General features: G+C 43.5%; 13 protein-coding genes. 5 read left to right on the top strand and 8 right to left on the bottom strand.

Features of this window, described 5'->3' with window-relative positions; genetic code table 11:
* Positions 1-12: 12 nt before the first annotated feature.
* The 4 genes from gyrB to dnaA form a co-directional block, all read right to left on the bottom strand.
* Complete coding sequence (gene gyrB / locus KVY11_RS15470; protein WP_218289449.1) at positions 13-2484, bottom strand: DNA topoisomerase (ATP-hydrolyzing) subunit B; 2472 nt, start codon at positions 2482-2484, stop codon at positions 13-15.
* Positions 2485-2536: 52 nt separating this feature from the next.
* Positions 2537-3619 (bottom strand): DNA replication/repair protein RecF, encoded by a 1083-nt coding sequence (gene recF / locus KVY11_RS15475; RefSeq protein WP_159127929.1) that lies wholly within the window; start codon positions 3617-3619, stop codon positions 2537-2539.
* A 15-nt stretch (positions 3620-3634) separates the two neighbouring features.
* Positions 3635-4783 carry a DNA polymerase III subunit beta gene (dnaN, locus tag KVY11_RS15480; protein WP_218289450.1) on the bottom strand — a complete coding sequence of 383 codons (1149 nt, stop codon included), beginning with the start codon at positions 4781-4783 and terminating at the stop codon, positions 3635-3637.
* 110 nt (positions 4784-4893) lie between these two features.
* Positions 4894-6273, bottom strand: coding sequence for a chromosomal replication initiator protein DnaA (gene dnaA / locus KVY11_RS15485; RefSeq protein WP_168159895.1), 1380 nt, complete (start codon positions 6271-6273; stop codon positions 4894-4896).
* A 672-nt stretch (positions 6274-6945) separates the two neighbouring features.
* Here dnaA and rpmH point away from each other — a divergent pair.
* The 5 genes from rpmH (at position 6946) to mnmE (ending at position 11059) form a co-directional block, all read left to right on the top strand.
* Positions 6946-7080 (top strand): 50S ribosomal protein L34, encoded by a 135-nt coding sequence (rpmH, locus tag KVY11_RS15490; RefSeq protein WP_000831329.1) that lies wholly within the window; start codon positions 6946-6948, stop codon positions 7078-7080.
* Between the two features lie 33 nt (positions 7081-7113).
* Positions 7114-7503 carry a ribonuclease P protein component gene (gene rnpA / locus KVY11_RS15495; protein WP_039890852.1) on the top strand — a complete coding sequence of 130 codons (390 nt, stop codon included), beginning with the start codon at positions 7114-7116 and terminating at the stop codon, positions 7501-7503.
* 9 nt (positions 7504-7512) lie between these two features.
* On the top strand, positions 7513-7833 hold the full coding sequence (gene yidD / locus KVY11_RS15500) for a membrane protein insertion efficiency factor YidD (RefSeq protein ID WP_004977726.1): 321 nt from the start codon (positions 7513-7515) through the stop codon (positions 7831-7833).
* 5 nt (positions 7834-7838) lie between these two features.
* Positions 7839-9602 (top strand): membrane protein insertase YidC, encoded by a 1764-nt coding sequence (gene yidC / locus KVY11_RS15505; RefSeq protein WP_218289451.1) that lies wholly within the window; start codon positions 7839-7841, stop codon positions 9600-9602.
* Between the two features lie 101 nt (positions 9603-9703).
* On the top strand, positions 9704-11059 hold the full coding sequence (gene mnmE, locus KVY11_RS15510) for a tRNA uridine-5-carboxymethylaminomethyl(34) synthesis GTPase MnmE (protein ID WP_159126914.1): 1356 nt from the start codon (positions 9704-9706) through the stop codon (positions 11057-11059).
* A 157-nt stretch (positions 11060-11216) separates the two neighbouring features.
* On the opposite strand, the gene KVY11_RS15515 is transcribed toward mnmE, so the two are convergent.
* The 4 genes from KVY11_RS15515 to KVY11_RS15530 form a co-directional block, all read right to left on the bottom strand.
* Positions 11217-12914, bottom strand: coding sequence for an NAD-dependent malic enzyme (locus tag KVY11_RS15515; RefSeq protein WP_371315998.1), 1698 nt, complete (start codon positions 12912-12914; stop codon positions 11217-11219).
* Between the two features lie 210 nt (positions 12915-13124).
* A complete protein-coding gene (gene ttdB / locus KVY11_RS15520) occupies positions 13125-13733 on the bottom strand; it encodes a L(+)-tartrate dehydratase subunit beta (RefSeq protein WP_062031160.1) in 609 nt (202 codons plus the stop codon).
* On the bottom strand, positions 13730-14629 hold the full coding sequence (ttdA, locus tag KVY11_RS15525; protein ID WP_062031161.1) for a L(+)-tartrate dehydratase subunit alpha: 900 nt from the start codon (positions 14627-14629) through the stop codon (positions 13730-13732). Before ttdA ends, ttdB begins: the two co-directional genes overlap by 4 nt.
* Before the next feature lie 59 nt (positions 14630-14688).
* Complete coding sequence (locus tag KVY11_RS15530; RefSeq protein ID WP_094148879.1) at positions 14689-15990, bottom strand: MFS transporter; 1302 nt, start codon at positions 15988-15990, stop codon at positions 14689-14691.
* Positions 15991-16025 lie beyond the last annotated feature (35 nt).

Raw genomic sequence — 16025 nt, forward strand, 5'->3', positions numbered from 1 at the left:
TTTGTAAAGCGCTTAGGCATCAATATCCGCATTCAGTGCATTTTCTTCAATGAATGCACGACGTGGCTCCACATCATCACCCATCAAACAAGAGAACATACGATCGGCTTCTATCGCATCCTGAATGGTGACTTGCAACATGTTGCGGTTTTCAGGATCCATGGTTGTTTCCCAAAGCTGCTCCGCATTCATCTCACCCAAGCCTTTATAGCGTTGAATCATCATGCCACGACGTGAATCAGACAAAATATGCTGCCATACCTGATGGAAGTTGGTGACTGCAATCTTACGATCACCTTTTTGTAGGTATGCACCATCTTCCAACAATGTGAACCAACTCTTAGAGTTTTTCAACAAACGCGCATATTCACCAGAACCCAATAAGCCTGCATCTAATAAATAGCTGTGCGGCAGATTGTGTACATAGATGGTGATACGAGGTAAGTAAGTCTCGATCTTTTGACCATCTGCCAATTCTTTTTCAAACGTCTCTAGGCTTAATTCAGGGCGCAAGCTCGGTTGAATCTCTGCCACAGCACTGCGCACTTGTTCAGCCCACTGCTCAACATAAGCTCGGTCATGATTTTGATCAAGCTTAAAGCCTTCAACCGAAATCAACGCATCTAAAACACTGGCAGGATAACGTACAGTTAAACGCTGTAAGCTCTTCTGAGACGTTTGATAGTCCGCAATCACATTCGCCAAAGCTTCACCACGGATTGCAGGTGCAGCAGCACTGATGTGCAATTCAAGCTCATCAATCGCGTTTGAAATTAAATAGGTTTCAAGCGCATCATTATCTTTCAGATACTGCTCTTGCTTGCCTTTTTTCAGCTTATACAGCGGTGGTTGAGCAATATAGATATAACCACGCTCCACCAGCTCAGGCATTTGACGGAAGAAGAAGGTCAACAATAAGGTACGAATATGCGAACCATCCACGTCAGCATCGGTCATGATAATGATTTTGTGATAACGCAATTTGTCCGGATTGTACTCTTCACGGCCAATACCACAACCCAATGCCGTGATCAGCGTGCCAACTTCTTGAGATGAAATCATCTTGTCAAAACGCGCACGTTCTACGTTTAGGATTTTACCTTTCAACGGTAAAATCGCTTGCATCTTACGGTTACGACCTTGTTTTGCTGAACCGCCAGCAGAGTCACCCTCGACTAGATACAATTCAGACAATGCTGGATCTTTTTCTTGGCAATCTGCGAGCTTACCTGGTAAGCCTGCAATATCTAACGCACTTTTACGACGCGTCATTTCACGCGCTTTACGTGCCGCATCGCGGGCACGAGCCGCATCAATGATTTTGCCTGCAATTGATTTTGCAGCTTGCGGGTTTTCAAGCAAATATTCAGAGAATGATTTATTCATTGCCTGTTCAACCGCAGGTTTCACTTCACTTGAAACCAACTTTTCTTTGGTTTGTGAAGAGAATTTCGGATCAGGCACTTTCACTGAAACAATCGCAGTTAAACCTTCACGTGCATCATCACCAGAAACCGCTACTTTCTCTTTTTTGAGTAAGTTTTCATTTTCCATATAGCTGTTTAGACCACGCGTTAATGCCGCACGGAAACCCGCTAAATGCGTTCCACCATCTTTTTGTGGAATGTTGTTGGTAAAGCAACGTACGTTTTCTTGATAGGTATCATTCCACTGCAACGCCACTTCAACACCAATGCCATTTTCAGCCTGTACGGTGAAATGGAAAATGTCATTCAGATGGGTTTTGCCTTGGTTAATATATTTCACAAACTCAGACAGACCGCCTTCGTAGTCAAACACATGTTCTGCATGAATACGCTCGTCACGCAAAACAATGCGCACGCCCGCGTTTAAGAAAGACAATTCACGTAAACGACGCGCCAAAATATCAACATTGAAAATGGTTTGGCTAAAAGTTTCAGCACTTGGCCAAAAGCGGACAGTTGTTCCTGTCGTATCCGTATCCCCCACAACAGTCAGTGGGTAAACCGGATCACCGTGTTTATATTCTTGTTGATGAATATGACCTGCACGATGAATCGTCAGTTCTAACTTACGCGACAAGGCATTCACAACTGATACACCTACACCATGTAGACCACCTGAAACCTTGTAGCTATTGTCATCAAACTTACCACCTGCATGCAGAATGGTTAAAATCACTTCTGCGGCAGAAACCCCTTCTTCAGGGTGAATATCGGTCGGAATACCGCGCCCATTGTCCGATACACTTACAGATTCATCTTCGTGAATCGTCACCAAAATTTCATCACAGTGACCTGCAAGCGCCTCATCGATCGCATTATCCACCACCTCAAACACCATATGGTGTAAGCCTGAACCATCATCCGTATCACCAATATACATACCCGGACGTTTACGTACTGCGTCCAATCCACGTAATACTTTGATACTAGAGGAATCATAAGCTTTTTCTGTGGTTTGTTCCGTTTGAGAAGCAGCTTGTTGATCTTCTGAACTCATGGTTTCTCCCTAGCGAAAAATAGGTCTATCCCGTGATGGGTAAAATCTAAAATCATTGTGCGACAACTTGAACTTGACCGTTTTCAACACAGAATAATTGATAAGAAATAGATAAATCATGTAAGTGATTTTTGACTGATTCATACTCTAAAGTGGTAATAAAAACTTGACTACCCAGTTGGCTCAATCGCTCAATTAAACGTTGTTGTGCTGTTAAATCTAATTCTGCTGTCAGATCATCTAATAATACCACAGTTTCCTTATTACAAGCATGTAGCATTGCAATCTGTGACAGTTTTAAGGCTATGATTAACAGCTTTTTTTGTCCACGTGACAGCACGACATCGGCATCGCCAAGGCTTGTTTTTAAACGTAAATCTGCCTTGTGTGGACCATACTCGGTATAGCGCCGTTCAAGGTCTTTTTGATGGTGACTTTGCAGGTCATTCAGCAACCCTAACTCGGTATGAAAGCCAGGGCTATATTCTAACTGAACCTCGATATCTGGCAGCAGGTGTTTTAAATCTTGCTCAAAAAAGCCCTTCCACTGCTCCACAATGCTGACGCGCTGCGAATGCAGCATTTCCCCATAGTCACTGAGCATTTTGTTCCACGGCTCCAAATCTGCCAGGCTTAGATTCCGTCGTGTTTTTAGTAAACTATTACGCTGTTTTAATGCTCGTGAATAATATTGCCATGCATGATAAAACTCAGGTTCCACGTGGAACATCAGCCAATCTAATAACTGCCGTCTAGGCTTGGCACCATGATCAATAATATCGGTACTTTGCGGATCAATCAGTTGCAAAGGAAGAATCTTAGCCAATTGACCTTGAGTGGCAATGTTGTCGCCATTGACCTTGATGAGTTGTTCACCAGACAACAGCTTTTGCATCCCTATTTTTTCAGAACTGGATTGGGCAAAGACAATCGCGTTGTGGGTATCGGTTTGAATATAGTTTTTCGGAATATGGGTACGAAAGGAACGTCCAGTCGCCAACAGATGAATGGCTTCTAAAATCGAGGTTTTACCTGAACCATTTTGTCCATAAAAAACATTAAACGGTTGCAATCCATGGAGAGCAACCGTTCTGAGATTTCGAACACGTTCGATGTTTAAACGCGTGATTTGCATGCCTGAACCTAGGGCTTAAACACGCATTGGCATGACCACATAGGTCTGATCTTGATGAGCTGGATCTTGCACTAGAACCGATTGATTTGCTTCGGTCATCGTCATTGACACATCATCACCATCCAATGCACCTAAAACTTCCAAGATGTATTGGGCATTAAAAGACATTTCCATTGGCGCATTATTATATTGAATTGCCAAATCCTCTACGGCTTCGTCTTGCTCAGGGTTATTGGCACGCAGCTGCAAAGTATCTGCGGCAAAGTTTAAGAACACACCACGTAGTTTTTCATTACTTAAAATCGAAACACGTTGTAAAGATTGCTTAAAGACATCATGTGCAATTAACACATTTTTATCCCCACCACGTGGAATCACACGACGATAATCAGGGAATTTACCGTCAATCAGTTTAGTGGTGAAACGAACCGTTGTATCCCCTTGTTCTTTGTCACGGCTGGCAATAGAAATGGTCACATTCAATAGTTCACGACCAATCAACAACGCCAATTGTTCATCTTCAATGCTCAATAAACGCTGTAGTTCACCCACCGCTTTACGTGGAACAATCGCTTGAATCAATTGAGTGGCATTTGAGCTAGCAACAGTTTCACACAGAGCTAAGCGGTGGCCGTCTGTGGTCACTGCACGCAGTTGATTATTATCAATTTCAAGCAAGGTTCCCGTGAGATAAAAACGCACATCCTGCACAGCCATAGCAAATGCAGTTTTTTCAAATAGGCGCTTTAATTCACGCTGTGTCACCGCAACTTGCGTGCCTTGCGTGTTCTCTGTGGTCAATAACGGGTAATCTTCAGCCGGTAAAGTCCCCAACACAAAACGGCTATTACCAGACTTTAAAATACAACGTTGATCTTCAGTAATTTGTAAGTCTATCAGTGCAGCAGTCGGTAAAGATTTACAAATATCCATCAACTTACGTGCAGGAACCGTGGTTTCACCCGCTTGTAAACACGCCCCTTCTGCAAGAGGGGTACTTGCAACCAATTCTACTTCTAAGTCTGAACCTGTGATCGTCAACGACGATTGGCTTACTTGTACTTTAACATTTGAGAGAATATTTAAAGTATGGCGACGTTCAACCGCTCCTACGACATGTGATAGAACATTAAGTAAGCTTTCTTTCGCGATTTTTAAACGCACGATACATTCCTCGAAAAACTGAAGATAAAATAATAAATAAATGTGTTTTTAGCAGTGTACTATGCGGCAGAACATGCCGCATTGCAAGAATAGAATTTGAGCAATTTTGCTTAACTTTGCAGCAAACGTTGCAAGTTTTTATAGTCCTCATTGAAGATCGGATCTTCATCGCGCAGACTTAAAACTTTTTCACAAGCATGCATGACGGTACTGTGATCTCGGCCGCCAAAAGCCATACCAATTTCAGGGAAACTATCTCCCGTTAGCTCACGTGCCAAACCCATTGCCAATTGGCGCGGACGAGCATAAATACGGGTACGTTTAGGCCCAACCAACTCTTTGAGTGGAATTCTAAAGTACTCGCTCACCACACGTTGAATATTTTCAGTACTGATGGTTCGCGCACGAATGGCCAAGACGTCTTTTAATGACTCACGCACAACATCCAAATCAATAGCTGTACCCTTAAAACGTGAAATGGCCACCACTTTATTCAGTGCACCTTCCAATTCACGTACGTTTGCAACCACTTGTTGCGCAATAAATAACGCACAGTTTCTCGGTAATTCCACATCATTGCTTTCTGCTTTTTTCAGCAAAATTTCAATACGGGTTTCAATATCAGGTGGCTCAACCCCAACCGACAAGCCCCAAGAGAAACGTGAAACCAAACGTGGATCCAATTCCGTTAATTCTTTTGGATAGCGATCTGAAGTCAGAATAATTTGCTTAGATTCGTCTAAAAGTGCGTTAAAAGTATAGAAAAACTCAACTAAACTCGCCTCTTTACCCGCCAGCAAATGAATATCATCGACCAACAATAGATCTAAAGATCGGCAATTTTTCTTAAATTCTTCCACTTTGCCTTGTTGTAAAGAACTAACAAAATCTTGAACAAAGCTCTCTGCCGTCATATACATGACACGTGCATTCGGTTTGGCTTGCAACAAGGCATTGCCCACTGCTTGCATTAAGTGTGTTTTACCTAAACCAGTGGGGCCATATAAAAATAAGGGATTGTGCTGAGAAGCACCTAACTGGGTTAAAACCTTACGACATGTTTCAGCAGCCATTTGGTTTGAACGACCTTCCACAAAAAGTGAGAAGGAAAATAAGGGATTTAACTGACGTTTACGGTTGTTTTTAGAATTACCTTCTTCTTTTTCTTTTTTCGGACGTACAACAGGTGCTGGAGCAGACTCTAAAGCTGCCGTCGTCGTTGCAGGTTGCTCACTCGCAGATAAAATTGCACCTGGACGTGAATCGACTAAAATTTCAACTTTACGTACACGCCCTTCAGAGAGCTGCTCCACTAAAATTGTAATCAGCTCTAGGTGATGTTCTTGAATGTAACGTGTCCAATAGGGATTTGGAGCATAAAGACGTAATGTGTCATTTAACTCTTCTGCAACTAAAGGGCGTATCCACATTGTAAAGACATTCCCAGAGAGCTCTTGTCGCAAGCGAGTTAAGCAGTCCGTCCAAAGCATGTGAAACCCCTATTCATTCCATCGATAATTAATAAAAACACCAAGTACCCACCGAAGCGGGTCGCCATTCTAACTAAGTTATCCACATCTGTCATGGAAAATTCTGCAAATATTGCTCAAAAAGCCTGCTTATGAAAATAAATTTAAATTCAAATACTGGTGTGGATAAGGTTACCCGCAAACTGTGGATAGAATATAACACAAAGTTATCCACAAACTATTAGTTTTATAAAAACAATCTTATCCACATCATATTTTATTGTTTTATAATTAAAAAAGTGTCATTTCCACAGAAAAAGACCACCCTAATAGTAATAAATTTAAATTTATAAATTTGAATTTATTTATAAGAGACCTGTTTTCTGGGGATAACTGGAGATCCAAAATGAATTTAAATTTAAAAACATGTACAGTAAGTGAATTTAAAGACTTGTGGATAATTATGTGGGTAATCTTGTTAGTAACTTATATCACTTTAATAAACAATAATCTAGATTGTGTATAAGAAAAAAGTGCAGTTGTTCAAACGTTATCGAGAAAAGAGCAAGCTCAAGCTGCTGTTACAAATAAAAAGGCTTAATTTCACAAGAAAATCGGTTTTCCATTGACAGCTCAAGCAATGAACACTAAAATCGCGAACCTTCATTGAATGATCATTTTTGGAGTTTCGATATGAAACGTACATTCCAACCATCTGAATTAAAGCGTAAGCGCGTTCATGGTTTCCGTGCTCGTATGGCTACTAAAGCTGGTCGCCAAGTATTAGCTCGTCGTCGTGCAAAAGGTCGTCACAGCTTAACTGTTTAATTAATAGTTAACGCTTAAACGATTTTGGGTGTTATGACTACACTTTATGGCTTCAGCACAGAGGTTCGTATTCGCTGTGCTGCCGATTATAAAAGTGTCTTCGATGGTGCGCTTTTTAAAGTGCATCAGCCCCATTTCTTATTTCTAGCAAAACTGACCGAACAACCTCAAAGTCGTTTGGGCATTGTTGTTGCTAAAAAGAAAGTGCGTCGTGCACACGAAAGAAATAGAGTAAAACGTTTGGCTCGCGAAAGTTTTCGCTTGCATCAACAGCAATTAACTTTAGATATTGTGGTTATGCCTAAAATGGGGATAGAAACAGTGCCTAATGCAGAGTTGCACCAGCAATTACAATTTGCTTGGCAAAAATTACAACGTCTTGCCAAAAAGCATCAAAAAATAGCTCCCTCCCTGCAAAAGTAGAGATGGCCAATGGTACGCTTACTGCATTGGTTAATTCGATTTTATCAAATTGCGATTAGTCCTTTACTTGGGCCGCGTTGTCGTTATATCCCTACATGTTCTCAATATTCATTGGAAGCAGTCCATACACATGGTGCTGTGCGTGGTGTGTGGTTGGCTACTAAACGTATTTGCCGTTGTCATCCTTGGGGTGGATCGGGGTATGACCCTGTTCCAAACAAAAGGATTCGTTTTATCTCTTTTCAGCAAATAGATTCTCAAAAGCATCTGGTTGCTGTACCCTTTCGTGATTGTTTCTTGAACCAAAATCACTCTAACCACTTGGGGTAATCGATATGCAACAATGGGCCAGGTTTGCCATTCTCGGGGCCATGTTTGTTGTCGCTTATTTGCTCATTTTGGCTTGGCAAAAAGATTATGGACATGCTGAAACTCAGCCACAGCCACAACAGGCTGCAGCAGTTTCACATGAAGTATCTGCAGATTTGCCAAATGCTCAAACGGCTTCAGCAGCGTCTGATATGCCACAAGCAAATATCGCGACTCAGCAACCAGCTACAGAAGCAAAAGCATCTGTAAATCAACAGCTTATTTCAGTACAGACTGACCTTTATCATCTTTGGATTAATCCTAAAGGTGGTGATATTGTTCGTATTGAATTGTTAAACCATGACAAGAGCAAAGACAGTAACGAAGCATTTGTCATGCTTGAAAGTGATGCAAAACGTACTTATGTGGCGCAGTCTGGTTTAATTGGTCTTAATGGTCCAGACAGTAACCGTAGCGGTCGTCCAATGTATGAGATTGAAAAATCTGCTTATACATTGAATGATGCCAAAGCGATTCAAACTGAAGATGGAAAAAGCATCAAAGTGTTAACCGTACCGATGGTACTGAAAACAGCTGATGGTGTGGAAATCATTAAAACCTTTACCTTTAAGCAAGGTGAATATCCTGTTGTTGTGAACCATAAAGTGGTGAACCGCAGTGGTCAAAACTGGCAGGGTCAAATGTTTGGTCAACTCAAGCGTGACAACTCTGATGATCCAGGCAAATCAGATCAAGGTATTTTCACGCTGGGCACTTTCTTAGGTGGTGCTTGGGGTTCGCCTGAAGAACATTATAACAAGCTTAAATTTGCTAACTTTAATGAAGAAAAATTGAATGTTGAAGCAAAAGGCGGCTGGGTTGCTATGGTTCAGCATTACTTTGTGAGTGCTTGGATTCCTGGTGACTTAAAATTGACGCAAGCCAATGGTCAACCTTATGTCGCGAAATTAGAGTCGCGTAAGTCAACGGATGATATGAATATCATTGGTTTTACTTCGCCGACGATTACTGTGCCTGCTGGTACAGTGGCTGAGATTGACGCGACCTTCTATTCAGGTCCTAAAGTTCAATCTGAGTTAAAAGAGCTGGCAACTGGTTTAAACCAAACTGTTGACTATGGTTGGTTATGGCCAATTGCGAAATTATTGTTCTTGGGGCTTGAGTTCTTCCACGGTTTAGTGGGTAACTGGGGCTGGGCAATTATTTTGTTAACGGTCTTGGTGAAACTGATTCTTTGGCCATTGTCGTCTAAGAGTTATCGTTCAATGGCGAAAATGCGTGTCATTGCACCTGAAATGCAGCGTATGAAAGAAGAGTTCGGTGAAGACCGCATGCGCTTCTCTCAAGAAATGATGGCACTGTATAAACGTGAACAAGTCAATCCGCTTGCGGGTTGTTTGCCATTGTTATTACAAATGCCAATCTTCCTTGCGTTGTACTGGGTGTTGATGGAGTCTGTTGAGCTTCGTCATGCGCCATGGTTACTTTGGATTCAAGATTTGTCAGCGATGGATCCGTGGTTTATTTTACCGCTGTTAATGGGCGCAACGATGTTCATTCAGCAGTCTTTAAATCCACAACCGGCTGATCCAATGCAAGCGAAAGTTTTCAAAATCATGCCGATTGTTTTCACAGTCTTTATGTTGTTCTTCCCTGCGGGTCTCGTGTTGTACTGGATTGTCAACAACAGTATCACGATTATTCAGCAGACCTTGATCAACAAATCTGTTGAAAAAGACCGTTTGAATAAGGAAAGTGCGTCGAGTTAATCGAGGTAACTTTTCGCGAAAAGCTGAATAAATCCGCTTAAGATGGTAATCTTAGGCGGATTTTTCATTGTGTGACTTTTAAGATTTTTTAGGTGAATGTTATGTACAACCGAACCACGATTGCTGCCATTGCAACACCACCTGGGCGTGGTGGTGTGGGGGTCATTCGCCTATCTGGTCCCAAGTCTTATGAGATTGCACAGGCCTTGACTCAAAAAGATTTACCTAAAGCGCGTTTTGCAGGTTTTCGTCAGTTTTATGATGCATCTGGCGAAGTGATGGATGAGGGCTTAGCGATTTGTTTTCCAAACCCGAACTCGTTTACTGGTGAAGATGTGGTTGAGTTGCAAGGTCATGGTGGCCCTGTTATTCAAAATGCTTTACTGGGGCGTTTATTGGAGCTCGGAGCGATTGCAGCAAAAGCCGGTGAGTTTTCCATGCGTGCTTTTGAAAATGGCAAGCTGGATTTGGTACAGGCTGAAGCGATCGCCGATTTGATTGATGCGACGTCTCAAGCCGCTGCACGTTCTGCGGTACGTTCATTACAAGGCGCATTTTCAACTAAAGTAAATAGCGTGTTGGAGCAATTGATTCATCTACGTTTGCATGTGGAAGCTGCGATTGATTTTCCTGAAGAAGAAATTGATTTTCTCGCGGACGGGAAAATTTTAAATCTTTTAGATGGCGTTACGGCTGCTGTGAACCAAGTGCAACAATCGGCTCGTCAAGGACAGTTGCTGCGTGAAGGTTTACAAGTGGTAATTGCAGGAAAACCGAATGCGGGTAAGTCATCACTGCTCAATGCATTAGCAGGCATTGAACGCGCTATTGTGACGGATATTGCAGGTACGACGCGGGATGTCTTGCATGAAAAAATTACCCTCAATGGCTTACCCATTACCTTAACCGATACCGCGGGTTTACGTGAAACTGGTGATATTGTAGAAAAAGAAGGGATACGTCGTGCCATTAAAGAAATTGAGCAAGCTGATCTGTTACTTTTGGTTTATGACTTAAGCCAAGGCGAAGACCCACTCAAACTGGCACAAGAATATTTTGCTGAGCATATTGAACCGAAACGTTTAATGCTGATAGGCAATAAGTGTGATTTGATGGAAACGACATCGCATATCGAAGACTTTAACGGCTTCCGTCATATTATGGTTTCGGCAAAGCAAGAAACTGGCGTTCAAGCGCTCATAGAAGCGATTACAGCGCATGCAGGCTTCCAGCCTGAAGAAGATACCTTTATTGCACGTACACGCCATTTAGACGCAATGAAACGCACTCAGCTTTACCTTGCTGAAGCTCGTGAACAATTGGTGGTGTATAACGCAGGTGAGTTGGTCGCAGAGTCGCTACGTTTGGCGCAAAATGCTCTCGGCGAAATTACAGGGGATTTTAGTGCGGATGATTTGCTTGGGAAAATTTTTGGATCGTTCTGTATTGGAAAATAATGCCGACATTTAGCATCGTGCCTATTTAGGTAGATGGATATAAAAAGCACTCAGTTTTAAAGGCTGGGTGCTTTTTTATACATAGGATGGCTAGTGCTGCTATTGAGCTTCTCTTTGGCACAAAAATTTATGAGACTCCTATGCTGTAAGAAGCCAATCAAAAGGTAATTCGTCGGTAATCTCGATATTCGGGTTTCCAAATGTGCGCCTCAATGGCTTTTTGCAAGCTCGCTTGATCCATCAGTGGGGCAACCCCCTCCCGTATCGCGGCAAGACCCACTTGCAAGGCGATAATTTTAGAGATGTCCTGAATGGCGTCAATACTTGGCAGTAAATCATGGTCTGGGTTTTTCAGCATGGGTGAACAGCTGGCTAGTGCATTACTCGCGGCCATTAGCATTCGGTCGGTCACGCTTTGCGCACCTGCGGCAATGACACCTAGACCAACCCCAGGAAAAATATAAGCATTATTGCACTGAGCAATGGGGTAAATATGGCCTTGATGATGTACTGGTGCAAATGGACTGCCTGTTGCGATTAAGGCTTTACCCTCTGTCCATTGAATAATATCTGCGGGGAGCGCTTCGACCTGAGAGGTGGGATTGGACAAGGGAAAGACGATCGGGCGCTCACAGTTTTCAGCCAGTGTGCGAATAATCTCTTCACTAAATAAGCCAGTTTGTCCTGAAACTCCGATTAATACTGTGGGTTTGGCATGTTGAATGACTTCGAGCAGAGAAATCTCTGGCGCTACATTTGCCCATGTCTCAATGGCACGCAAAGGCTGAGCCAACTTCCTTTGAAAATCGAGTAAGTTGGGCTGCTGTTCAGTCATTAAACCAAAGCGATCCACCAAATAAAGACGTGAGCGTGCAGCAAGGTCGCTGAGCCCTTCAATTTTCATTTGTGCAATAATTTGTTCCGCAATACCACAGCCTGCTGAACCTGCACCTAAAATAACAATCGTTTGATCTTTTACCTGCTTTTTCACCACATGAGATGCTGCAATCAGGCTAGCTAACGCCACAGCCGCCGTACCTTGAATATCATCATTAAAACAACAGATTTGTTCACGGTAGGTAGTTAGTAAAGGCATGGCATTTTGTTGAGCAAAATCTTCAAACTGAATCAGGGCTTTCGGCCAGCGTCGTTGAATGGCACGAATCACATCATCGATAAATTGATTGTATTCATTGCCACTAATACGGGGGTGGTTCCAACCCAAATACAGCGGATCGTTGCGTAACTGTTGGTTATTGGTCCCAACATCCAGCGTAATAGGCAAAGTATAGGCTGGACTGATGCCTCCACAGGCGGTATAAAGCGACAGTTTACCAATGGGAATCCCCATGCCGCCAATGCCTTGATCCCCAAGACCTAAGATCCGCTCTCCATCGGTCATCACGATAACTTTGACATTTTTGCGGTTCACGTTGTGTAGAATTTCATCAATATGCGCGCGATCTGGGTAGGAAATAAAAATGCCACGATGTCGGCGATAAATATCGGAAAAACGTTGGCAGGCCTCACCCACAGTTGGGGTGTAAATGATCGGCATCATTTCACTTAAGTGATGTTTGAGCAGATGGTAAAACAGAGTTTCGTTGGTATCTTGGATATTGCGTAAATAGATATGTTTGTTGATGTCATCATTAAACGATAAATACTGCTGATAGGAGCGGCGACTTTGTTCCTCAATGGTTTCGATCACGTGTGGAATTAGGCCGTGTAAATTGAAGGTATTGCGTTCTTGTATTGAAAATGCAGCTCCTTTATTCAACAACGGCAGTTCTAAAAGTGAATGAGCTGCATAGGGAATATAGAGCGGTTTTTTTATGGTTACATGATCCATCATGAGCTTGATCTCGTTACATCGATTGCAATGTCCGTATTCTGCTGAAAGAAGTATGGATTAAACGTCGAGACGTTGTGGTGAATAGGGACACAAGTGAAGAGAAATGCCTGATTTGGCTGTGATGTGTCTGACCAAATGCAGGCTTAGAGTTAAAATAAAGAGAGATAGACAACACCAAACAGGATCGTTTGAGGTGCTGTCTGTAAAGCACTATTTAATAAAACTCAGTTCTTTACTAATCCGGTCCAGCACTGGTTTCTTTTTGGCTTGGAACTGGGTTTTATTTTGCTGAATAAGATTATTGCCATGGGTATCAATCGAGATGATCAGCGGGCCAAATACCTTGACGCGGTTAATCCATAAGGTTTCAGGCATCCCGAGGTCTTGCCATTCAGCGCCTTCAATTTCCTCGACTTGAGTGGCTGCCAGTACCGCACATCCTCCAGGGAAAATCGCATGGACTGCTTTGTGCTCCTGACAGCCTGCGACAGTCTCAGGGCCCATGCCACCTTTACCCACAATCAGTTTCACCCCAGTTTGTTTGATAAATTCGCGTTCAAATTTTTCCATACGCATACTGGTGGTGGGCCCAATGGAGACCATTTCAAAACCGCCATCATCCTTTTTACGCACGATGGGGCCGGCATGGAAAATCGCACCGCCTTCTAAATTCACGGGAAGTTGTCGACCTTGTTCAATTAAGCGGCGATGTGCCACATCACGACAAGTAACTAAACGTCCAGTTAGATATACCACGTCACCAATTTTAAGATCGGCTAAGTCTTCATCACGTAATGGGGTGGTCAGTACTTTTTTCATAGCACAACTCCTTCATGTGACAGAATTTCGTAAGACATATCAGGGTTAATTTTAATTTTGCCACGGCGGTGTGCCCAGCAACCAGTGTTGACTGCCACGCCAATGGTGGATGGGTGACGAGCCGAAGACTCAATATTGACGCCCATGACGCTGTTATTGCCTGTTAAGCCCTGTGGGCCAATGCCAATTTCATTCAAGCCTTGTTCCAGCAAGTCTTCCATCAGCGCAGCACGGGGGTTATCACTTCTTGAGTCTACAGGGCGCATAATGGCCAGTTTGGACAAGCGTGCAGCGGTTTCAACTGAAGTGGACACCCCGACACCGACCAGTAACGGCGGGCAAGCATTCACACCACGCTCGGTAATCACATCCATCACGAACTCAGCTACACCTTCATAGCCTTGACCTGGCATCAAAACTTTAGCTGCACCTGGCAAGGTACACCCGCCGCCTGCCATATAGACATCGATGGTACAGGTATCCTGTTCCGGGACGATGCGCCAGTCTAGCCACGGAATTTGAGTGCCCGTATTGGTGCCCGTGTTTTTCTCATCAAAGGTTTCAACTGCATTGTGGCGCAAGGGGCCTGTACGGGTCGCCTCTTCGGTCGCTTCACGTAAAATTTCCTGCAATTCGCCCAACAGTGGGAAATGCGCACCCGCTTCAACAAAATATTGAATCACGCCGGTGTCTTGGCAGCTGGGACGGTTTAGTCGATCTGCTGCTTCTTGGTTTTCATCCATTGAATCATAAATTGATTTGGCCAATGGGTTGGTTTCCAATGTTTTCAGCTCAATCAGTTTGCTTTTGACATCTTTGGGTAAACGTTTGCCAATATAGGCTGTAAATTTGGCCATGGTGTCCGTGAGGGACTGTACGGCAAGTTCTTTGTCCATGGGAGGCTCCTTGTTAAGCGTTCAATTCGCTCGAATATCGAATAAGGTAAAAATGAAGATCATGAATTACTCAATTCAGCCGAATTGGCTTTGTTTTTCTGAGTAAAACTTAAAACGAGGGTCAGGACGGTAGATAAAATCAGCAGACCTGCGACGAAATACAAACCGCCTGCAAAGCTTCCAGTTTGGTCTTTAACCCAACCGATCATGGCTGGACCCGCAAAGCCACCTAAGTTCCCAATCGAGTTAATGGTTGCGATGCCTGTCGCTGCTGCGGCACCCGATAAAAACATGGTTGGCATGCTCCACAGTGGTGGTTTAGAGCAACTGATGCCGACGTTGACAATGGTTAATGCTGCAATCAGGCCAAACATACTGCCAGTACTGGCTGCAATCGCGAGCCCCACAGCTGCGGTTAAACAAGCCAAAGCCACATGCCATGTGCGTTCATTGGTTTTGTCGGAGTGGCGTGACCACAGAATCATGGCAACCACAGAGATAATAGGAGGAATGGCGTTCAATAGACCGACGGTCATTGAGCTGACACCCAGTTCTTTAATGATTTGAGGCGCCCAAATGCCAAGGGTATACAGCCCCGCTGAGGTACCGAAATAAATGAGTGCCAGAGCAAGCACACGTGGATTGGCGAGTCCGCGTAAAATACTGTGATGCTGTTGCCCTCCTTTATTGGCATCTTCTGCTTGCATGGTTTTAACCAACCATTCACGCTCATCGGGTTTTAACCATGCGGCTTTTTCAGGTCGATCTGTCATGTAGAAAAACACTACGACGCCTAGGATCACCGCAGGAATGGCTTCAATCAGGAACATCCATTGCCAACCTGCTAAGCCCATGATGCCGTGCATTTCCAGTAATGCTGCTGAAATAGGAGAACCAATCGCTGTGGCTATAGGGGCGGCAGCCATAAATAAGGCAATTACCCCTGCTCGGTTTCGTGCAGGGAACCAGTAGCTTAAATACAAAATAATGCCGGGGAAAAAGCCTGCTTCGGCGACACCGAGTAAAAATCGCATAACATAAAAGCTGGTTGAGCTTTCGACAAAGGCCATCCCGCCAGCAATAATGCCCCAAGTCACCATGACCCGTGCAATCCAAATGCGAGCGCCAACTTTGTGCAAAATAATGTTGGAGGGAACTTCAAAGAGGAAATAGCCCAAAAAGAAAATTCCTGCACCAAAACCGAGAATCGAAGCGGTAAAGCCCAAATCTTCTTTCATGGTAATGGCAGCAAAACCAATATTGACCCGATCAATATAGGCAATTAAATATAAAATCATGATAAACGGCACAATACGCCAAGTGATTTTGCGTAGCGTCCGTTTCTCGATATCCATGTCCATGGCTTATCTCCATATCAGTAGCGATTACCTCCCGA

Origin of the sequence: Acinetobacter sp. CWB-G5 (assembly GCF_019209785.1) — a bacterium.
Lineage (GTDB): Bacteria > Pseudomonadota > Gammaproteobacteria > Pseudomonadales > Moraxellaceae > Acinetobacter > Acinetobacter johnsonii.

Bases quoted from the DNA above. Each gene is read 5' to 3' on its own strand.
- gyrB (WP_218289449.1), bottom strand. From the start codon at position 2,484: ATGAGTTCAGAAGATCAACAAGCTGCTTCTCAAACGGAACAAACCACA.
- recF (WP_159127929.1), bottom strand. From the start codon at position 3,619: ATGCAAATCACGCGTTTAAACATCGAACGTGTTCGAAATCTCAGAACG.
- dnaA (WP_168159895.1), bottom strand. From the start codon at position 6,273: ATGCTTTGGACGGACTGCTTAACTCGCTTGCGACAAGAGCTCTCTGGG.
- rpmH (WP_000831329.1), top strand. From the start codon at position 6,946: ATGAAACGTACATTCCAACCATCTGAATTAAAGCGTAAGCGCGTTCAT.
- rnpA (WP_039890852.1), top strand. From the start codon at position 7,114: ATGACTACACTTTATGGCTTCAGCACAGAGGTTCGTATTCGCTGTGCT.
- yidD (WP_004977726.1), top strand. From the start codon at position 7,513: ATGGTACGCTTACTGCATTGGTTAATTCGATTTTATCAAATTGCGATT.
- yidC (WP_218289451.1), top strand. From the start codon at position 7,839: ATGCAACAATGGGCCAGGTTTGCCATTCTCGGGGCCATGTTTGTTGTC.
- mnmE (WP_159126914.1), top strand. From the start codon at position 9,704: ATGTACAACCGAACCACGATTGCTGCCATTGCAACACCACCTGGGCGT.
- KVY11_RS15515 (WP_371315998.1), bottom strand. From the start codon at position 12,914: ATGATGGATCATGTAACCATAAAAAAACCGCTCTATATTCCCTATGCA.
- ttdB (WP_062031160.1), bottom strand. From the start codon at position 13,733: ATGAAAAAAGTACTGACCACCCCATTACGTGATGAAGACTTAGCCGAT.
- ttdA (WP_062031161.1), bottom strand. From the start codon at position 14,629: ATGGACAAAGAACTTGCCGTACAGTCCCTCACGGACACCATGGCCAAA.
- KVY11_RS15530 (WP_094148879.1), bottom strand. From the start codon at position 15,990: ATGGACATGGATATCGAGAAACGGACGCTACGCAAAATCACTTGGCGT.